This window comes from Poseidonibacter sp. (assembly GCF_041821165.1).
In the GTDB taxonomy this organism is placed as follows: Bacteria; Campylobacterota; Campylobacteria; order Campylobacterales; family Arcobacteraceae; genus Poseidonibacter.
This window is the reverse complement of sequence record NZ_JBGUES010000009.1, coordinates 1-19,454: the sequence shown is the minus strand read 5'-3', so window position 1 is coordinate 19,454 and position 19,454 is coordinate 1. Positions and strand designations below refer to the sequence as shown.

The 19,454-nt window shown below is 25.2% G+C and carries 18 protein-coding genes; 8 read left to right on the top strand and 10 right to left on the bottom strand.

Annotated elements, in window-relative coordinates:
- Positions 1 to 120: 120 nt before the first annotated feature.
- The gene (locus ACERKK_RS02010) at positions 121 to 903 is read left to right on the top strand and encodes an OmpA family protein (protein ID WP_373771402.1); all 783 of its coding nucleotides are present in this window, start codon (positions 121 to 123) and stop codon (positions 901 to 903) included.
- On the top strand, positions 903 to 1,463 hold the full coding sequence (locus ACERKK_RS02005; RefSeq protein ID WP_373771401.1) for a hypothetical protein: 561 nt from the start codon (positions 903 to 905) through the stop codon (positions 1,461 to 1,463). Before ACERKK_RS02010 ends, ACERKK_RS02005 begins: the two co-directional genes overlap by 1 nt.
- Before the next feature lie 29 nt (positions 1,464 to 1,492).
- Here the strand turns inward: ACERKK_RS02005 and ACERKK_RS02000 are convergent, their stop codons facing one another.
- Positions 1,493 to 1,990 (bottom strand): transglycosylase SLT domain-containing protein, encoded by a 498-nt coding sequence (locus ACERKK_RS02000; protein ID WP_373771400.1) that lies wholly within the window; start codon positions 1,988 to 1,990, stop codon positions 1,493 to 1,495.
- A 279-nt stretch (positions 1,991 to 2,269) separates the two neighbouring features.
- Between ACERKK_RS02000 and ACERKK_RS01995 the strand changes: the two genes are divergently transcribed.
- Positions 2,270 to 4,918 carry an EAL domain-containing protein gene (locus ACERKK_RS01995; protein WP_373771399.1) on the top strand — a complete coding sequence of 883 codons (2,649 nt, stop codon included), beginning with the start codon at positions 2,270 to 2,272 and terminating at the stop codon, positions 4,916 to 4,918.
- Here the strand turns inward: ACERKK_RS01995 and ACERKK_RS01990 are convergent.
- From ACERKK_RS01990 to ACERKK_RS01975, 4 genes are read right to left on the bottom strand one after another with little or no spacing between them, the layout of a single operon-like run.
- The gene (locus ACERKK_RS01990) at positions 4,910 to 5,362 is read right to left on the bottom strand and encodes a low molecular weight protein-tyrosine-phosphatase (protein ID WP_373771398.1); all 453 of its coding nucleotides are present in this window, start codon (positions 5,360 to 5,362) and stop codon (positions 4,910 to 4,912) included. The two genes, ACERKK_RS01995 and ACERKK_RS01990, sit on opposite strands and share 9 nt — an antisense overlap.
- Positions 5,362 to 6,081, bottom strand: a complete 720-nt coding sequence (locus ACERKK_RS01985) for a carbon-nitrogen hydrolase family protein (protein WP_373771397.1) — start codon at positions 6,079 to 6,081, stop codon at positions 5,362 to 5,364. The genes ACERKK_RS01990 and ACERKK_RS01985 overlap by 1 nt, the downstream gene beginning before the upstream one ends.
- Entirely contained in the window at positions 6,047 to 7,465 is a 1,419-nt protein-coding gene (locus tag ACERKK_RS01980; RefSeq protein WP_373771396.1) for a phosphomannomutase/phosphoglucomutase, read from the bottom strand. The genes ACERKK_RS01985 and ACERKK_RS01980 overlap by 35 nt, the downstream gene beginning before the upstream one ends.
- 2 nt (positions 7,466 to 7,467) lie before the next feature.
- Complete coding sequence (locus ACERKK_RS01975) at positions 7,468 to 7,995, bottom strand: methylated-DNA--[protein]-cysteine S-methyltransferase (RefSeq protein WP_373771395.1); 528 nt, start codon at positions 7,993 to 7,995, stop codon at positions 7,468 to 7,470.
- Positions 7,996 to 8,060: 65 nt separating this feature from the next.
- Here ACERKK_RS01975 and ACERKK_RS01970 point away from each other — a divergent pair, with 65 nt between their 5' ends.
- The 3 genes from ACERKK_RS01970 (at position 8,061) to ACERKK_RS01960 (ending at position 12,512) form a co-directional block, all read left to right on the top strand.
- The gene (locus ACERKK_RS01970) at positions 8,061 to 8,741 is read left to right on the top strand and encodes a response regulator (RefSeq protein WP_373771394.1); all 681 of its coding nucleotides are present in this window, start codon (positions 8,061 to 8,063) and stop codon (positions 8,739 to 8,741) included.
- Positions 8,692 to 10,050, top strand: coding sequence for an ATP-binding protein (locus ACERKK_RS01965; RefSeq protein WP_373771393.1), 1,359 nt, complete (start codon positions 8,692 to 8,694; stop codon positions 10,048 to 10,050). Before ACERKK_RS01970 ends, ACERKK_RS01965 begins: the two co-directional genes overlap by 50 nt.
- A gap of 98 nt (positions 10,051 to 10,148) precedes the next feature.
- Positions 10,149 to 12,512, top strand: a complete 2,364-nt coding sequence (locus ACERKK_RS01960) for an HD domain-containing phosphohydrolase (RefSeq protein ID WP_373771392.1) — start codon at positions 10,149 to 10,151, stop codon at positions 12,510 to 12,512.
- A gap of 31 nt (positions 12,513 to 12,543) precedes the next feature.
- Here ACERKK_RS01960 and ccoG read toward each other — a convergent pair whose 3' ends face one another.
- Positions 12,544 to 13,887: a cytochrome c oxidase accessory protein CcoG gene (gene ccoG, locus ACERKK_RS01955; protein WP_373771391.1), complete on the bottom strand. Its 1,344-nt coding sequence runs from the start codon at positions 13,885 to 13,887 to the stop codon at positions 12,544 to 12,546.
- Positions 13,888 to 14,004: 117 nt separating this feature from the next.
- Between ccoG and ACERKK_RS01950 the strand changes: the two genes are divergently transcribed.
- Positions 14,005 to 14,634 carry a LysE family translocator gene (locus tag ACERKK_RS01950; RefSeq protein ID WP_373771390.1) on the top strand — a complete coding sequence of 210 codons (630 nt, stop codon included), beginning with the start codon at positions 14,005 to 14,007 and terminating at the stop codon, positions 14,632 to 14,634.
- A gap of 4 nt (positions 14,635 to 14,638) precedes the next feature.
- The gene (locus ACERKK_RS01945) at positions 14,639 to 15,058 is read left to right on the top strand and encodes a cytochrome c (protein WP_373771389.1); all 420 of its coding nucleotides are present in this window, start codon (positions 14,639 to 14,641) and stop codon (positions 15,056 to 15,058) included.
- Between the two features lie 14 nt (positions 15,059 to 15,072).
- On the opposite strand, the gene ACERKK_RS01940 is transcribed toward ACERKK_RS01945, so the two are convergent.
- The 4 genes from ACERKK_RS01940 to ACERKK_RS01925 form a co-directional block, all read right to left on the bottom strand.
- The gene (locus tag ACERKK_RS01940) at positions 15,073 to 16,437 is read right to left on the bottom strand and encodes a diguanylate cyclase (protein ID WP_373771388.1); all 1,365 of its coding nucleotides are present in this window, start codon (positions 16,435 to 16,437) and stop codon (positions 15,073 to 15,075) included.
- Positions 16,438 to 16,631: 194 nt separating this feature from the next.
- On the bottom strand, positions 16,632 to 16,958 hold the full coding sequence (locus ACERKK_RS01935; protein ID WP_373771387.1) for a putative quinol monooxygenase: 327 nt from the start codon (positions 16,956 to 16,958) through the stop codon (positions 16,632 to 16,634).
- On the bottom strand, positions 16,958 to 18,190 hold the full coding sequence (locus ACERKK_RS01930; protein ID WP_373771386.1) for a glutamate-5-semialdehyde dehydrogenase: 1,233 nt from the start codon (positions 18,188 to 18,190) through the stop codon (positions 16,958 to 16,960). The genes ACERKK_RS01935 and ACERKK_RS01930 overlap by 1 nt, the downstream gene beginning before the upstream one ends.
- A 65-nt stretch (positions 18,191 to 18,255) precedes the next feature.
- Positions 18,256 to 19,239 (bottom strand): YhdH/YhfP family quinone oxidoreductase, encoded by a 984-nt coding sequence (locus tag ACERKK_RS01925; protein ID WP_373771385.1) that lies wholly within the window; start codon positions 19,237 to 19,239, stop codon positions 18,256 to 18,258.
- Positions 19,240 to 19,454: the final 215 nt, after the last annotated feature.

The following is a 19,454-nucleotide window of genomic DNA, read 5'->3' as shown; positions in this document are numbered from 1 at the left end:
GGACCTTCTTATTAAAATCTAGTATAATCATATCTAAAAAATATGTCTAATTTATTTATAAAAATAACTTAGATTTCAAATGAAATAGATATAATAATATTATTATAAAAAAGGGATACAATGTCACTAGGTAAAAAGATTATTTTTTTGTTGTTTATGTTTGTATTATTAGTTGTTTATAGTGTAAATTCTTTTGATTACAATAAGAGTTTATCAGAAAGTACAGTAAAAAATGAAACATCTACTATTTCAAATAAATTTGAGTTATTTATTAAAACAGTAAATGAAATTAAAGTTGAAATATTAGAAAAATTTAAAGAAAAAAATAATGAACAAACTCCTGTGGCTTTAGTTCAAACAGAAGACGTGATTGCTAATGATGAAGTAAAAGAAGAAACAGAAGAAATCACACAAGAGATTAAGACAGAAACTTTAAATATACAAGTTGAAGAAGAAATACAAGTAGAACAAGAAATAAAAGAAGAAAATAGTCCTGAAGTTATAGAAGAAAAACAAGAACCTGAAGTTGATACAAAAATTATTCAAGAAGAAATCAATACTATCTTAAAAGATAAAAAGATAATTTTTGAAAGAAGAAGTACAACTATCACAAAAGAATCAATCTTAGCAGTAAAAGATATTGCAAAAATATTAAATAAATATGATAGTCTTATGGTTGAAGTTGCAGGACATACAGACTCAAGAGGTAAAGCTTCTTTAAATAAGAAACTATCTCAATTAAGAGCTAATAGTGTTAGAAAAGCATTAATTTATTATGGAATTAATAAAGATAGATTAACAGCTATGGGATATGGTGAAGAATTTCCGATTGCTAAAGATGATAAAAATGGTTTATCTTTGATAAACAGAAGAATAGAATTTAATATAGTAGGAGTAAAATAATGATAGAAGTAGCTTCTTTAATTATTGCAAATTTAGTAATTGCATTAGTAATTGGATTTTTAATTGGTTATTTAGTAGGTAAGATTGGTGATAATAGATACTCTTCTTTTTTACAAAACAGAGATATTATTAAAAGAAAAAAAGAGAATACAAACTTAAACCCTATTTTCAAAAAGAATTCTAATGTTTATAATAAACCTTTGATTTTAAGTGCACCAAAGTTTTTGAAAAAAGATGACTTAACAAGAATAAAAAGTATTGATGATGAGATTGAAGTATGCTTAAATAAAATGGGTATTTTCCATTATGATCAAATATCACAATGGTCTAATAAAAACTGTGATTGGGCAGATGAGTTAATCTCTTTACCTGGATATTCAAGAGATAATAACTGGGTATCACAAGCTAAGGTTTTAGAAACAGGTCATGAAACACCTTTTAGTCAAAAGTTAAAAGATGAAAAAGTACAATTAGAAAATGATTTAAATCCTGATTTAGTAGATAAAGAAATGGATAAAGAAAAAAAGAGTGATAAAAGTAATAAAGAAGATGTTTCTTAATTCCAAAAGGAATAAGAAACTTTTTTTATTTAGACCTTAACTTTTTTTAGTTGTTTGATTATACTTGCGATATCTTGTGAGTATTTTCTAGCTCTTTTGCTATTATATTTCCAACCACCATTATAACTTCCCCAAACTTTTCTCCAGTCATTTTTATGGATTTTTTTCCAGTAAGTTAATTCAGCAATAGCATTTTTAGTTGCAAATTGAAAATCAGTAACTAATCTCATTGCATATCTATTTCTATTCCATGGAGTATTTTTAACATTATGTCTTGATACTACAGTTTTTATATTTGCTTGGTATAATCCATAATCTTTACTATCAACATTTACAAGAAATTTTCCTATAGATGATTCTTTGATTGCAATAGCCATAAGTGAATAACTTAAGCCATGTTCTTTGCCATATTCTTTAATTTCTTTTAATGTACTAATATCTTTTGCAGATAATCTTTTCGCATCAAAATTTGACGCATAAATATTAGTAATAAATAATAAAACTATCAAAATAACTTTTTTATTCAAAAAGATCCCCTTTGGTTTTCTTAATTTTTAGTGATGATTATATAAAAAAATGCTTTTTTTGTCAAATTTTCGATAAATTTTATTGAATTTTAATAATTTATTTAGTAGTGGAAACTCGACTAATACAAGAATTGAGGATTTTTAATTTTTCTTTATTCAAAATTAAATAGCTTGTAAAAAATCATTAAAAAGCTTTTAATTTATAGAAAAATAACTATTAAATACATTAGAATATGATATTATATTTGACTAATAATAAAATTAAATAGGATATATATATTGAATAGCTTACAAACAAAAATTTCACTCTCATTAATACTATCTTTTTTTGGTTTGCTAATTGCTGTTTTGACCTATTTTACAAACAATTATTTTCATAATAAATCGATTATAGAAGATAGATATAACTTAGCATCAAAAGAAATAAATAAAAAAGAATTAGAATTTTCAAACTTTATAAAAGAAAAATCAAAATATTTAAATATTTTAAAAGATAGTACAATCTTTAATGAATATTTAGAAGATAAAACAATTATTAAAAATAAGTCTAATACAAAAGATTTATTTAGAGTTATTTTTGAATCAGATAATAGTTTAATGCAATTAAGATTTATTTCTAAAGATGGTATTGAAAATATTAAAATATATAGAGATAAAAATACAAAAATAGAAAAATTTACTTTAGATGAAGATTTACAGAATAAAGAAGATAGGTACTATTTTAAAGAAACAAAGCAAATACCACAAAATAATATATGGGTGTCATCTTTAGATTTAAATATTGAAAATAAAAAGATAGAAAAGCCTATCCAACCTACTCTTAGATTATCGACTCCTATTTATAAAGATAATAAATTTGAAGGTATATTAATTTTAAATATATCAACAAAGGAGTTCCTAAACTCAATTATAAGCTCTAATGAATTTAAAATATCATTAATTGATAAAGCTGGTAATTTTATAATAAGTTCAAAAAATCAAGATAAACAAAATTTAAATTGGAGTAAGTATCTAGATAAGAAACTTAACTTTAAAGAGTATCAACCAAGCTTTTCTAATAGTGTGCTTTCTTTAGAAAAATTTCAAGATGATAGAATATTCTCAAAGAATATTAGTAAAAGTGTCTTAACACCTGAGGGTTTAATTATTGTTCTTGAGCCTTTTAAAAAGAGTTTAGTACCTTTTGATAATAGAACTAATAATTACTTATTTTATGAATTACTTATAATTTTAGTGATTGCAATTCCTTTAGCATTTTTCCTAGGTGGTATTCCTGCTAGTATGGTAAGTAGACTTGTAAAAGCCAATGAAAGAGTTGAAGAATCAGATTTTGCTTTAGACCAATATAAAAAAGCAATGGATGAAAGTAATATTGTTTCGAAATCAGACTTAGCTGGAAATATTACTTATGTAAATGATAAGTTCTGTGAAATATCTTTATATACAAGAGCAGAAGTAATGGGTAAACCTCATAATATACTAAGAGGTGAAACATCAAATGAAAAGTTTGAAGAGTTATGGAGAACAATCAAAAACAAAGGTACTTGGAAAGGTATTTTAGTAAATAGAAAAAAGAATGGTGAACTTTATCATATTAATATTACTATTCTTCCTATTTTAGATAAAAAAGGCAATATTGTTGAGTATATTGCTATTAGACATGATGTTACTGAGTTAGTTGAAAAAACAAAGGTTCTTGAAAAGATTTTAAGAGAAGATTATCTTACAAAAGAGGGAAATAGATTTAAATTATTAGAAGATATTAAAAAGTCTAAGAAACCTTATTTTGCTTTATTAAATATTAATAGTTTTAGTCAAATCAATGATTTCTATGGTCATGTTGTAGGTGATAGAATTTTAAAACTTATTAGTAAAAGAATAAAAAACTTATTGCCTTCTGCTAAATACTCATTTTACAGATTATATTCTGATGAGTTTGCAATTTTATGTGATAAAGAGAATAAAGATGAATTTGTAAAATGCCTTACAGCTATATCAAACGATTTATCTTCACATCCTTTTTTAATTGCAAAAAAAGAGATTTTTGTAAAAGTATCTGTAAGTATTTCGTATGAAAACAAAGATAACTTAATTGCAAGTGCAAGTATGGTTAAGAAGTTATCAAAATCAAGACATGAGATTGTAGTTTATGATAAAACTATGAATCTTGAGAAGGTATATGAAAAAAATATTGAATGGACATTTAAAATCAAAAAAGCTTTAGAAGAAGATAGATTTGTTCCTTTTTATCAACCAATTTATAATCTTAAAACTAAAGAAATTGAAAAGTATGAGTGTTTAATTAGATTAATAGATGAAAATAATACAGCGATTTCTCCGTATTTTTTCCTAGATATTGCAAAAAAATCTAAGCAATATTTACAATTAACAAAAAAAGTTATTGAGACGTCATTTGAGTATTTTAAAGATATAGATAAAGAGTTTTCAATTAACTTAACAATAGAAGATATTACATCTAAAACTTTATCTAACTTTATTATCGAACAATTAAAGAAGTATAATAATGCTCATAAAGTTGTATTTGAACTTGTAGAATCAGAGGGTATTAATAACTTTGATGAAGTAAATAGTTTTATAGATAAGGTAAAAGATTTAGGTTGTAGAATTGCTATTGATGATTTTGGAACAGGATATTCAAACTTTGAATATTTAATAAAATTAAATGTTTCATATATAAAAATTGATGGATCAATGATAAAAGATATTTTAGTAAATAAAAACTCTGAAGAAATTGTAAGAACAATCGTAGATTTTGCAAAAAGACAAGGTTTTAAAACTATTGCTGAGTTTGTATCAAATGAAGATATTTTTGAAAAAATGAAAGAGTTAGATATAGATTATGCTCAAGGTTATTATATTGATGAACCAAGAGCAACTATTACTTTAGAAAATAAGAAGTTAAACTAACTTCTTATCTATTAAATTTTTTACACAAGTATCAATCATTTCAAAGACTTTATCAAAACCTTCAAAGCCATCAAAAAAATATGGGTCAGGAACATCTGTTCCCTCATATCCAAAAGTTCCAAGTTTTAAAATATTTGTAGCCCCAAGTTTTTTAAGATTAGCTATATTTGAATCATCAAGTGCTACAACTAAATCATATTTTGTAAAATCCTCTTTTGTAACTTGTCTTGCTTTTTGATTTGAAATATCTACGTTATTCATTTGTGCAACTTTAACAGAATGAGGACATGGAGCTTCTCCTACATGCCAATCACCTGTTCCTGCACTATCTACTATAATATCTAGTTTCTTTTCATCTATATACTTTTGTGCAACTCCTTGAGCTATTGGAGACCTGCAAATATTACCTAAGCATACAAAGATTATTGATTTTGTTTCTTTCATTATTTATCTAATCCTATATTGATATATTTTCTAACTTTTTTTATCTCTTCTAAATCAACTTTTTGAGATAAAATCTCTTTATTATCATCTTTATAAACATTTCCAAAAGGAGAAATAATAGCACTTCCTTTTGCCATATTATCATTTGCACTATTTGATGCTATTACAAAACATTGATTTACTAAAGCAAGTGATTTTGAAATAGTTTCATAATGATCTTTTCTTTTTAATCCCCACATTGCAGGATTTAAAACAATATCTGCACCTAATACCTTTTGCCAAAGTTTTGGAAATCTTAATTCAAAACAAATTAATGTTGCAATTTTTAAACCATCTATTTCTATGATTTTTATATCTTCTTCATTTCCTGCATGAAAATGTTCTAATTCATTTCCTAATGGAAATAGTTGTACTTTTGATTGATTATGAATAATTTTTTGATTATTGAAAATATAAAGAGTATTAAAATATTTATCATTTTCTTTTGTAATTATTGTTAAAGCAATTGTTTTATTAATAGCAAGTTCTTGAAGCTGTGGTATTGCTTTTAAAGCAAAAGTAGAAGCTTCTTGCATTCTATCATAACAAAAACCACTAAGAGCAATTTCAGGGGCTAATATGATTGAGTTATCTTCACATTGTAAAATAAGTTTTTTTAAGTGTTCTAAGTTTTCTTCAAAGTTTTCACTTGTTTTCATTTGAAGTGATATTAAGTTCATCTTTTGCCTTTTGTATTAGATTTTCACAAGCTTTTTTATATGTTAAAGCAGTTGCTTGTGTTGTTGCTTCATATTTTGTAAGTAATATTGCATTTGTATTTGATGCACGTATTATTGCCCAACCATTTTCAAATATGATTCTTATTCCATCAACTTCAATTATCTCTTTAATAATTGGAAAACCTCTTTGTGTTTTTGTGATTAATTCTTTTATTTTTTTCATTAAAGAGAATTTATACTCTTCATTCACTGCTATTTCTATATTTTCACTTGTATAACTTTTTGGAAGTTTATTTATCTCTTCATCTAAATTCATTCCATTATAAATTAGTTCTAAAACTCTAAGTGTTGCATATATAGCATCATCATATCCATAATACCTATCATTAAAAAAAATATGTCCTGAAACCTCAGCAGCTAAATCAGCATTTAACTCTTTTAGTTTTAATCTTAGGTTTGAATAACCTGTTTTATCCATAATAGTAGTTCCATGAGTATTAATCTCATCAAACACATTTTGAGAGTATGTAACCTCACCTATGATTACAGGGTTTTTCATAGTCTTTGAAAACAGTAAGGCTAAAATATCACCTTTTATATTATGCTCTTGTGTTAATACAGCAATTCTATCAGCATCACCATCATAAGCAAAACCATAAAAACAATCATCTACTAATAAGTTTTTTAAATCATGTAAGTTTTTTTCATTACTTGGATCTGGATGATGATTTGGAAAGTCTCCATTTGCTTGTGTATATAAGGCTTTATAATCTAAATTTAGAGCATCTAAAATATCTGTAATAACAGTATCTGCAACACCATTTCCACAATCAATTGCAAACTTATGTTTTAAATTCTTTAAGTGTGAGAATTGATTTACCATATAGTCTATATATAATGTTTTTGCATCTATTTCTATAAAATTATGATTATCTTTGATTTGTATATCTTGATTTTCTTTGATAGTGTTATATAAAGTGATTAAGTCATCTGCAAAATATGGGTCGTTGTTTATAGTAGTTTTAAAACCATTATACTGTTTTGCATTATGACTACCTGTAATCATAACAGATGCATTTGGCTTAATTTTCTCTCCATCTATATCAAACTCTTGATATGAAGCAAAGTAGTTAACTCCTGTTGCTACAAGTCCAATATTTAATACAATACAGCCAGATTCATTAAGACCTGAAATTAATGCTTTAAATAACATTTGTGAATGTGTTCTAATATCAAAACCTACAACTATATATGGAGTTTGTATTGTTCTTTTTTTTACTTCTAAACCTAAGTAGTAACCTATAAGTTTTGTATTTTCTTCGTTTAATTCTTTATTTACAATACCTCTTATATCGTATTGTCTAAATATAGCTTTCTCTATCAATCTTACTCTTTTTCTAAGTTAATTAAAAACTCTTTTTTTTCATCTCCACCTGCATAGATATTAAAACTACCATCATTTTTGGTAACTCTATGACATGGAACTATAATATTTAACATATTTTGAGCACAAGGACTCTCTAAACCTTTTGAAGATTTTAACTCAGGTATTTTAGAAGCTAATTCATCTAGTGTTAATGTTTTACCATATGGAATTAGCATTAACTCTTTCCATACTTTTACTTGAAAAGATGTACCTACAAACTGCATAGGAAGTTCAAAAGTAGTTCTTTGTTTTTTAAAGTATTCATCTAATTGCAATCTTAGCATATTAAAGTATTCACTATTTGATGGAATAACATCAGCATCAAAACTTTTTCTTAGAATATCTATTTTTGCTTCTATATTAAAAGGTGTAAAATAACATAACATTACAATACCTTTTTTTGAAGCTGCTGCAAACATTTCTCCAAGTGGAGTATCTATAGTTGTTGTTACAATTATTTCTGTTGATTTTGATTTATATTCTCTCAAATTATAACCTTTGCCCATATTTATTATTGGGATTTTATCATAAAGAAAATTAGTTATAATATGTAATGCTAAAAGAATCAAATAAAAATATAAAAATACTATATGTCGAAGATGATGATATTGCACGTGAGAATGGTGTAGAATATTTAGAAAACTATTTTGAGCATATATATGAAGCAAGTGATGCAATACTTGCATTACAGTTATATGAGAAACATAAACCAGATATTATAATAACAGATATACAAATGCCTAAATTAAATGGCTTAGAGTTTGTCCAAAGAATAAGAAAAAATGATGACAAAACACAAGTTATTGTTATAAGTGCATTTTCTGATAAAGATTACTTATTAAAAGCCATTGAGCTTAAACTTGTGAAGTATCTAATAAAACCAGTAAATGAGAAAGATTTAGATGAAGCTATAAGTTTATGTATACATAGTTTAAAAAATGATATATCAAATATAGTACAACTAGATACAAACTCATACTTTGATATGTTTAATCAAACTTTAGTAGTAGATGAACAAATAGTTAAACTAAGAGCAAAAGAGTTATTGCTATTAACACTACTAATAAAAAATAAAGATAGATATGTAACATATGAAGAGATAGAAAACTTTGTATGGAGCCATGGCGTTATGAGTAAAGATGCACTAAAAACTGTAATTAAAAATACTAAATCAAAACTTCCAAATGAGCTTATATCAAATCTATCAGGAATGGGATATAAAATCAATGTATGATTTAAATACTATTTTGTCATTTGGAATAACTTTTGGTATTTTGATTATGACTATAGTATATACGTTTATTAGATATATATACTCAAAAGAGATTATATATATATCTTATTGTTTAATGCAGATATTCTCTTTATGCTTTATTGTTATATATAGTAAACTATTTGATTTCTCTTTTTTCTTTCAAGAGTTAGCTTTGATTTTTGCAAGTTTATCTGCTCTTGTTTTTGCTATTGCTTTTTATGAAGGAAAGTTCTTCCCTGTAATATCAAACTATAAAGAGTTGTTAATAAATACTGCTTTATTAAATATAGTAATATTAACTGCCTTCTATCATTATTTGCTTTTTGAGTATTTACCATATACTATTATTTATGCCATTTTATTTGTATCTGTTATATTTAATTTAAAACAAGGATTTAAACCTACTATTGTTTATGTTATTGGCTGGTCGGTATTATGTTTTGTTTTATTTGTTTTAGATTTCAAAGAGTATTACTTTGCACAAGGTTATATGGATATAGTATTAATAGCTTTTGCAATAGAAGCTATACTATTTACTATATCAATATCATATAAGTATAATAACTTACAAAAAGAACAAAAGAATTATGAGAGTATGTTAGTTCAACAATCAAAGTTAGCCAAAAGTGGTGAAATGATTGGAAATATTACACATCAATTTAGACAACCTTTAAATAATCTCTCATATATACTAATGAATATAAAAAAACGATATGAAAATCAAAAACTAGATGAAAAGTATTTTAATAAAAAAGTATCTCAAGCAAATGAACAATTACAGTTTTTATCTAAAACAATAGATGATTTTAAAGAGTTTTATACACCATCAAAACAAAAAGAAGAGTTTAGTGTAAAAGAAGCAATACAAAATAGCCTTACAATTTTAAGTGCTGATTTAAAAAAAAGAAATATTGACTTAGTTTTTGAATTTGCTACAAATGATGAGGTAAAAGTATATGGTATTAAAAATGAACTATCACAAGTAGTTTTAGCAATATTATCAAATGCGAATGATGCACTAAAAGACATAGAAAAACCATCTATTTTCTTAGAGGTAAAAGCCAATGATGCTGAGGTTATAATTTCTATTAAAGATAATGCTGGTGGAATAAAAAATAAAAATATTGATAAAGTATTTGATGCTTATTTTTCTACTAAAAAAGAAGGTTCAGGTATTGGACTATTTTTAGCAAAACAGATAATTGAAGAGAGTTTTGAAGGCAAATTAAATGTGCATAATACAAAAGATGGTGCAGAGTTTACAATCTATATTGAAAAATATTTATAGCTGATATTTCTAGATAATATTAAAATTTAAATAGACAAAAGTATATAAAATTCTATATTTAGTATATAATAATATTATTATATACATTAGGAAATAGAATGAATAGTTTTAATGACATTAAAATACGACCCACAATTTTACTTGTTATCTTTTTATTAATTGCAACAACTGCATCAATTTCATTATTTATACAGTATTACTCTTCAAAAGATTTAGCTTACTCTTCTACTGTAAAACTTATAGATGAAACATCAGAAAAAATGCAAGAAAATGTTGAAAAATTTGATGAAATAAGTCACGATATAATATCTTTATTGGAACTTTCAAAAGATATTGATACCTACCCTACTATTAGCCAAGAAGCTGATATTATAAATAAGTTTACAACAGTAATAAAAAATAAAAACTTTATATATTCTTTATATATAGGTTATGATGATGATAATTTTTATGAAATAATAAACCTAAATATTGATGAAAAACTAAAACGAAAATATGATGTAAATAAGGATGAAAGATGGCTTCTTGTAAAGATATTTAAAGAAAATAATAAACGAATAAAAGAAGATACCTTTTTAGATAAAGACTTAAAAGTTCTTAGAAAAGAAGTAACAACGGCTACTTATAGACCAACTATAAGACCATGGTATATCAAAGCAGATAAAAATGATTCTAAGATAATCAAGACTTCACCATATCTATTTTCAAATATCAATAATCATGGAATTACTTATGCAAAGAAATTAAAAAACAATAAAGCTGTAATTGCACTTGATATTTCTTTACAGAACTTTTCATATTTTTTAAAGAAACAAGAAAGAATAAAAGGTAGCCAATTTTATCTATTTGGTGAAGATAAAAAAATTATTGCTTCAAATATAGAGAGTAAAAACTATCATAAAAATTTAGAAAATATTCTTGAATCAACACTAAATAAAAAAAGTGAGATATTAAAAATTGATGATAAAGAGTATTTTGTATCAAGTGTTAGTATAAACTCAAATTCAGAATATCAAGGTTACTTATCTATTCTTATTCCTCAATCTGAAATAATGAAATCATCAAATGAAAAAATATTTTATTCAATAGTTCTAAATATACTTCTTATGTCAATTATTTTGCCTTTTGTATGGATTTCAACTAGATTAATTACACAGCCTATTTATGATTTAGAAATTGAGAATGAAAAGATTAAACAAAGAAAATTTGATGATGTAAAACAAGTTAATACAAGAATCAAAGAGATACACCAATTATCAAAATCTCTTGTTTCTATGTCAAGTTCAATAAAAGAGTATGAAGAAGCTCAAATAAAATTAATGGATTCAATTGTTGAAGTAATAGCAGGTGCAATTGATGCAAAATCTGAATATACAGGAGGTCACTGTAATAGAGTTCCTATATTAACACTTATGTTAGCAAAAAAAGCTTCTTTATGTGATAATGAGGCATTTAAAGATTTTAAAATCAATAATGAAGATGAACTAAGAGAGATTACAATCGCAGCTTTATTACATGATTGTGGTAAGGTTACTACTCCTGAATATGTTGTTGATAAAGCAACAAAACTTGAAACTATATATAATAGAATTCATGAAATAAGAACTAGATTTGAAGTTGTATATAGAGATTTAATTATTGAATCTTTAAAAAAAATCAATAATAATGAAGATAAAAAAGAAGTAGAAATATGGCTAAGAGTTGAACATGATAAATTAAAAAATGATTTTGAATTTATTGCTAATTCAAATGTTGGAACTGAGTTTATGAGTAGTGAAAGTAAAGATAGAATTTATGAAATATCAAAACGTCAATGGACAAGACATTTTGATGATAAACTTGGTCTTTCAAGAGAAGAGTTATTAAGAACAAAACCAAAAGAATCAAATATTGAAAATATTATTGCAAATAAAAATGAGCATATAATTCCTAGAACTAACTTTTCAAAAGAAGAGTATGAACAACAAGGATTTAAATTAGAGGTTCCAGAACATTTATATAATCTTGGTGAGATTTATAATTTAACAGTTGAAAGAGGAACATTAACAAAAGAGGAAAGATATAAAATTCAAGAGCATATAATCTTATCAATTAAAATGCTAGAACAACTACCTTTTCCTAAACAACTAAAAAAAGTTCCTGAATATGCAGGAGCACATCATGAAACTTTAATAGGAACAGGATATCCAAGACAATTAAAAAAAGAGGATATGTCAATTCCTGCTAGAATTATGGCCGTTGCTGATATTTTTGAAGCTTTAAGTGCTTCTGATAGACCATATAAAGAGGGTAAAAAACTATCTGAGTCAATTAAAATATTGAGTTTTATGGTAAAAGATGAACATATAGATGCAGATATTTTTAAACTTTTTTTAACAAGTGGTGTTTATTTAGATTATGCTAGGTCTTATTTAAAACCTGAGCAAATAGATGAAGTTGATATTAATAAATATATATCTTAAAGTGGAGTTATCAAAGGATAACTCCATATAATTATTTGATTAAATCATTTCGTGGATAAAGAAACGATAATTCTCTTGAAAGTTGTACTTTTTTATCTTCTTTTGCAAAAGATATAATTTTTACTTTTAAAGCACTTGTTTTTTTATCAGATAAAAACATCTTCTTTTTTGTTTGTAAAATTAGTACTTTTTTTATTTTTTTACCAGCTTCTAATTTAAACTCTTTAAATCTTAAAATCTCAAAGTTCTCATTATCTTCTAGTTTTAAATTATAAGTATAATCTTTATCTTGAGTATTATGGAATGTTAATATATAGTGATTTTGAACTAATTTATTCTCTTTTATCTCATAAAGTTTTGTTGTTTTATTTATATTAAGTAAAAAGTACTCTTTTTTTGATGCAAAAGAAATAGCTAAAATAACACATATCATTAAAGAAGCAAAATAAATCAAATTTCGTTTTGTAAATATTGTTGAATTTAATTTATTAAGTACACTATTTGTACTTCCCCAGTTTATAAGTGATTTTTTACCAAGTTTTCCCATAACAGTAGAACAAGCATCAGAACACTCTAAACAGTTAATACACTCAACTTGTAGACCTTTTCTAATATCAATATGAGTTGGACAAACTTTTACACAAGCTTCACAAGTTGTACACTCTTCATTTGATTTCCACTCTTTTAAATGAAATATCGATTTCTCTCTATTTTCATAAACATTTCCACCTCTATTAGTATCATATACAACTTGTTTTGTATCATTATCATATAAAACAGATTGAATTCTTGAATATGGACAAACATATACACAGAAATTCTCTTTCATAAATACAATATCATATACTAAAAACATTGCAACAGTAAGTATAAAAATAATCATAAATGAGTGTTCAATTGGGTTTTGCATATAAGCAAAAAAATCTTCAGGAGGCACAAAATACCACATGAAATTTGTTGAAATTATCAAAGAAATTATTATCCATAAAATTATTGAAATATATTTTTTAATTTGATTAGAAGTTTTTGAATAATCTATATCTTTTTGTTTGTTTTTAATTCTTCTAATATCTAAAATCGTACTCTCTATTAAATCCCTATATATAACTCTAAATATTGTTTGAGGACAAGCCCAACCACACCATACCCTACCAAATATAGTTGTTGCTGCAAAAATTCCAATAAACAAAAACATCAATAAAAATGGCATAACATATAGCTCATTCACATTAAATACAAAACCAAATAAATGAAATTGAAGTTTATCAAATGATAAAAGCAACAAGTGGTTACCATTTATTTTAATAAATGGAACAATAAACGTAAACAGTGTAATAAAAATATAAGTCAAATATCTTTTTTTTGCATATGGCATAATAACTCCTTGATTTAAGAAGTATATTAAGTAATGGTGTTCATTTGGTGGTATGGCAAATTAGATAAAACGAATTTAATAAATTTGTGTTATAATTATTTTTTTAAGGAATATATATTGATAGAAATAACTCAACTTATGATATTTATTGGAGCTTCTTTTTTATTATGTTTAGCTCCAGGGCCTGATAATATCTATGTATTAACTCAAGGTATGACAAAAAGTAAAAAGGCTGCAATCGTAACTACTTTAGGGCTTTGTTCTGGACTTATAATTCATACAAGTGCTGCTGCATTTGGGATATCTGTAATTTTTCAAACATCTGAATTAGCTTTTAATATTGTAAAGTTTGCAGGTGCTGCTTATTTGCTTTATATTGCATATCAAGCTTTTAAATATAGAAATGAAACTTTAGATTTAAGTGTTCAAAACTCAAGTAGTGAACTAAAAAAGTTATATATTAAAGGTTTTATTATGAATATTTTAAATCCTAAAGTATCAATTTTCTTTTTAGCTTTTCTACCACAATTTGTAAGTGTTGAAGCTGGAAATATACCTCTTCAAATGGTTATTCTCGGAGCTATTTTTATGTTAATGACAATAATCGTATTTTCAAGCATTGGAATTGCTGGAAATTTATTAAGCTCAAAACTATTAGAAAATCCAAATATTGTAAAATATATGAATATTCTTACTTCTTTTGTACTAATCTCACTAGGCATTAAACTTGCTTTATCACAAAGGTAATATTATGAAAAAACTTTTACTTTTTTTACTGTTTTGTTCTACTTCATACTCTTTTGAATTAGATTTAAAAGATGAACTTTTAAAGTGTTCAAAAATATCAACTTATCAATCAAGATTAACTTGTTTTGATGTATTGGTTTTAAATATGAATATAAAAACAAATATGCAAACACAAAGTAAAAATTTAGTAAAAGATTGTTATCAATGTCATGGGAAACAGTGGCAAATGTCAACAAATGGAGATAGACTTGTAAGTGATATGAGTGAAAAGCAGATTTATAAATCTCTTTTAGCATACAAAACTAAAAAGATTAAATCAGTAGTTATGAATTTTCAAATGAATAAATATACAGTTGAAGAAATTAAAAAAATGTCTAAATTTATTAGATATGAAATTGATGAACAAAACCGTATTGATTGGTAGTTAAAATAGAAATGTTATTTTTCATTTCTATTTCTGATAATACGGTTTTTACCTCTATTTTTTGCACAATATAATAAGCTATCGGCTTCATTTAGAATCTCATCTATATTAGTATAATTATCTCTATTTGCAAGACCTATACTAATAGTGTAACTTAAAGAATCATTTTCTATTTCTACTAAAGATTCATCAATTGTTTTTCTTATCTCTTCTGATATACTATAGGCTTGTTCATCACTTATATCTATAAATATAATAGCAAACTCTTCTCCACCTAATCTTGCAAAAATATGCTTTTTATCTAATATCTCACTTATTGTTTGACTAAGGTGAATAAGTATTTTATCGCCTATGGCATGACCATAAGTATCATTTATCTTTTTAAAATTATCAATATCAAGCATTAAAATAGAAAAATTCAGATTTTTATTAATACATTTTTTTAAAGCTTTTATTCCTAATGTAAAGAAGTTTCTTCTATTATTTATTTTTGTTAATTCATCAGTTTGAGATAAAATACGCAATTTTTCATTTGTAGATTTTAAATGTTTTGTTTTTCTATCTACACTTCTTTCTAAGCGTTTACTGTAATTTTGTAAGAATATTTGGTGTCTATAAATTAAAATAAATATAAAAAATAAAAAGCCAGAAATTGCAAGATTATACGCAAAAATAGTATCTTTACCTCTTTTCACTAAGGTTCTATTTTTTTGAGTAATAATCGAAAATACATACTCTTTTTTCATATTATGAAAAGCTAAAGTATTAAAAGATAAATCATCTTCATTTATAGTTTCAATATTTATATTTTTTAAATATTTAGATTGAATATAAGTATCTGTATTTACTTCTTTGTTACTTATTTCAATTTTATTAAAAGATTTTTCAATATTAGATAAAAATGCTAAATTTATCACTTTTCCAATATACATAAAAGAGTTAGTTTTTTTCGTATTATCACTATTTGCAACTCTAGCTTTTGAGATTAAAAAATATATATAATTATCTTTACTTTCTTTGTACTTATATAAAGTTGTAAAATCATCTTTATTTTTAAACTCTTTAAGAATATTATTTTTAATATTATCACTTGTAGTTTTTTGGTATTCACCTATGAAATCTGAAAATTTTATAGAGTTATCTTCATTAGTAAAAATAATAAAATCTAAGTCTAAATTTTCTAAAGTAGCAGAATCTTCCCTAAAATTCTCATATAAAAAATTATTTTCTATATCTTTAGCAAAATTATATGTTTGATCCCAATGTGCATAATCTTTTGTTATAAGATTAATATTTTTTAAATGTTCATCAAATGTATTTAGTATATTATGTATGCTTTTACTATTGTTGTATTTTTCTATATCTAAAAAACTGTTCATTAAATATTTATGACTTAAAAAATTAATTATAAGTAAAAACAGTAAAAATGATAGTATGAATATTAGGTTATTTTTTATTTTCATATAAAATGATAGCAAGTTATTACTAAAAGAAGTTAATTGAATAAATAGGAATTTTATTACCTACTTATTCAATGGTTTAAAATTATTTTGATGTTATTTTGAAGTAGTTTTTAATTTACTTCGTCTGTGTATACAGTTACATTATACTCTTGAACTAGGCCATTTTCATCTAAACATTGAGTTTGAAAAAATTCACTTATATAGGCTTTATTACAGTGTAATTCAAAATCTTCTTTTGATGCCCATATTTCATTAAACATAATTGGAAATGATTTCCCTGTGGCATTTGGATGTTCTATATGTTTTGTAACAATATATTGAATACAACCATCTTCTCTATTTGTTAATGGTTCTAATGCTTGTAATACTTTTATTAACTCTTCTTCTTTTCCTTCTTTTGCTCTAAAAGAAGCTGTACAATATATTTTTTTTGACATTATCTTGTTTGTCCTTGACCATAAATTTTGTATTTATAAGTTGTTAAATCATTAATTCCCATTGGACCTCTTGAGTGTAACTTATTTGTAGAAATACCAACTTCTGCACCTAATCCAAATGCACCACCATCTGTAAATCTTGTACTTGCATTTGCATAAACACAAGCTGCATCAACTTGATTTAAAAATTTATTTACAGTAGTGTAGTTTTCACTTAGAATTGCTTCTGAGTGACCTGAACCATATTTTGCAATATGAGCAATAGCTTCATCTACATCTTTTACAATTTTAATATTTAAAATATTAGCAAGATATTCAGTATCATAATCTTCATGTGTTGCACATTGGATATCTAAATGTTTTACAGTCTCTTCACAACCTTTTAAAACAGTTCTTTTATCGATAAATGCATCATATAGTCCTGGTAAAATATATGGTGCAATTTCAGCATGAACTAAAAGAGTTTCCATAGCATTACAAACACCAGGTCTTTGACATTTTGCATTTATTGCAATGTCAATAATTTTATTATGAGCTGCATCTCTATCAACATAAGTATGACAAAGTCCTTTATCATGTTTAATTACTGGAACTGAAGAGTTTTGACTGATATATTTAATAAGTTCTTCACCACCTCTTGGGATAATTAAATCAACAAATTTATCTTGTTTAATTAGTTTTGCAACACCCTCTCTTGATGAATCAGGTAATAATGATATTGCTTGTTCTGGTAATGAGTTTTTAGATAATACACGTCTTAAAATTGTAGCAATAGCTTTGTTTGAGTACTCAGCTTCTTTACCACCTTTTAAAACACAAACATTTCCACTTTTAAAACATAAAGCAGCTGTGTCAGATGTAACATTTGGTCTACTTTCATAGATGATTCCAATAACTCCAATAGGAACAGAAACTTTTTGGATATTTAACCCATCTTCTGTTACCCATCCATCAAGGATTCGCCCTACTGGTTCTTTTTGGTTGGCAATTATTTTAATAGCATTTGCCATATCTACGATTCTTTGCCCTGTTAATAGTAATCTATCAACTAGGGCATCACTTAAATTATTTGCTTTCGCATTGCTTATATCTTTATTATTATGGTCAATTATATAATCACAGTGATCAATTAGTGATTGTGCCATTTCGTGTAAAACTTTTGTTTTTGTTTTTGTACTTAGATTAGCAATAGTTCTGCTTGTTTTTTTAGCTTCCTCTAAAAATTGTTGCATAAGTTATTCCTATAAATTAATTATTTTGTTTATTATAACTAATTAATCTATTAAAAAGTTTTTAATTAAGCAATTTTTACTACATATCTTCCTACAGCACTTCCTGCTAATAATTGATTATATGCTTTTGCTACTTCTTCTAAAGTAATTTCATTTGTAATACTACTTAAAGTATCAATTTTCCATTTACTTGCTATTTTTTCCCATGCTGCTTGTTTTTTCTCTAACTTACACTCAACAGAATCAATACCAATTAATCGAACACCTCTTAAAATAAAAGGGAAAACATTTGTATTTAATTCATGTGAAGATGTTAGTCCACAACAAGTTGCAACACCATCATATTTAATATATTTTAATGCATTAGCTAAAATTTCACCACCAACAGTATCAATTACACCTGCATATTTTTCGCCCATCATTGGTTTTTTTGCTTCTTCATTAAATGTATCTCTTAAAATTACTTCACTTGCACCAATCTTTTTTAAATAGTCAATCTTATTTTCTTTCCCAGAAATGGCAACTACTTTATATCCGATTTTATTTAAAATAGAAACAGCAATAGAACCCACACCACCTGTTGCACCTGTTACTAAAATCTCTCCATTTTCAGGTTTTACACCATTTAATAAAAGCTCTTGAACACTTAATGCTGCTGTTAATCCAGCTGTTCCAAATGTCATAATTTCTTTATCTGTAATAGAATCAGGAATTCTAGCTACCCAAGAAGCAGGAACTTTTACAAACTGTGCATGTCCTCCATCTGTATTCATTCCCATATCATAACCAGTTACTAATACTCTTTCACCTTTTGTAAATATATGTGAAGTAGATTCATGAATTGTTCCTGCTACATCAATACCTGTTACATGAGGAAAGTTTCTAGTAACTCCTGGATTTCCTACTGAACTTAAGGCATCTTTATAATTTAATGATGAATAAGAAACCTTTATAACCACTTCATTTTCACCACATTTAGGTGTTGACACTTCTTTTATACCTGATACAAACTCTCTATCTCCAACTTTTTCAACTAAAAATGCTTTCATATTAATCCTTTGTTTGTTTTTATAATAAAAGTTTAGCTAAAATTATATATTAAGACAAGAACTTACTAAAAAGAAATGTACTACCTAAAAAGATACTATGGAGTAAAATATGACAAAAAAAATTGAAATAAATATTGATAAATGTCCAGTAGAAACAGCGATTGATGCACTTGCAGGGAAATGGAAAATTTTAATATTATGGTATTTAAAAGATG

Excerpts from the sequence above, each read along its gene's own strand:
- ACERKK_RS02010 (WP_373771402.1), top strand. The coding sequence starts at position 121 with ATGTCACTAGGTAAAAAGATTATTTTTTTGTTGTTTATGTTTGTATTA.
- ACERKK_RS02005 (WP_373771401.1), top strand. The coding sequence starts at position 903 with ATGATAGAAGTAGCTTCTTTAATTATTGCAAATTTAGTAATTGCATTA.
- ACERKK_RS01990 (WP_373771398.1), bottom strand. The coding sequence starts at position 5,362 with ATGAAAGAAACAAAATCAATAATCTTTGTATGCTTAGGTAATATTTGC.
- ACERKK_RS01985 (WP_373771397.1), bottom strand. The coding sequence starts at position 6,081 with ATGAACTTAATATCACTTCAAATGAAAACAAGTGAAAACTTTGAAGAA.
- ACERKK_RS01970 (WP_373771394.1), top strand. The coding sequence starts at position 8,061 with ATGCTAAAAGAATCAAATAAAAATATAAAAATACTATATGTCGAAGAT.
- ACERKK_RS01965 (WP_373771393.1), top strand. The coding sequence starts at position 8,692 with ATGAGCTTATATCAAATCTATCAGGAATGGGATATAAAATCAATGTAT.
- ACERKK_RS01960 (WP_373771392.1), top strand. The coding sequence starts at position 10,149 with ATGAATAGTTTTAATGACATTAAAATACGACCCACAATTTTACTTGTT.
- ccoG (WP_373771391.1), bottom strand. The coding sequence starts at position 13,887 with ATGCCATATGCAAAAAAAAGATATTTGACTTATATTTTTATTACACTG.
- ACERKK_RS01945 (WP_373771389.1), top strand. The coding sequence starts at position 14,639 with ATGAAAAAACTTTTACTTTTTTTACTGTTTTGTTCTACTTCATACTCT.
- ACERKK_RS01940 (WP_373771388.1), bottom strand. The coding sequence starts at position 16,437 with ATGAACAGTTTTTTAGATATAGAAAAATACAACAATAGTAAAAGCATA.
- ACERKK_RS01935 (WP_373771387.1), bottom strand. The coding sequence starts at position 16,958 with ATGTCAAAAAAAATATATTGTACAGCTTCTTTTAGAGCAAAAGAAGGA.
- ACERKK_RS01930 (WP_373771386.1), bottom strand. The coding sequence starts at position 18,190 with ATGCAACAATTTTTAGAGGAAGCTAAAAAAACAAGCAGAACTATTGCT.
- ACERKK_RS01925 (WP_373771385.1), bottom strand. The coding sequence starts at position 19,239 with ATGAAAGCATTTTTAGTTGAAAAAGTTGGAGATAGAGAGTTTGTATCA.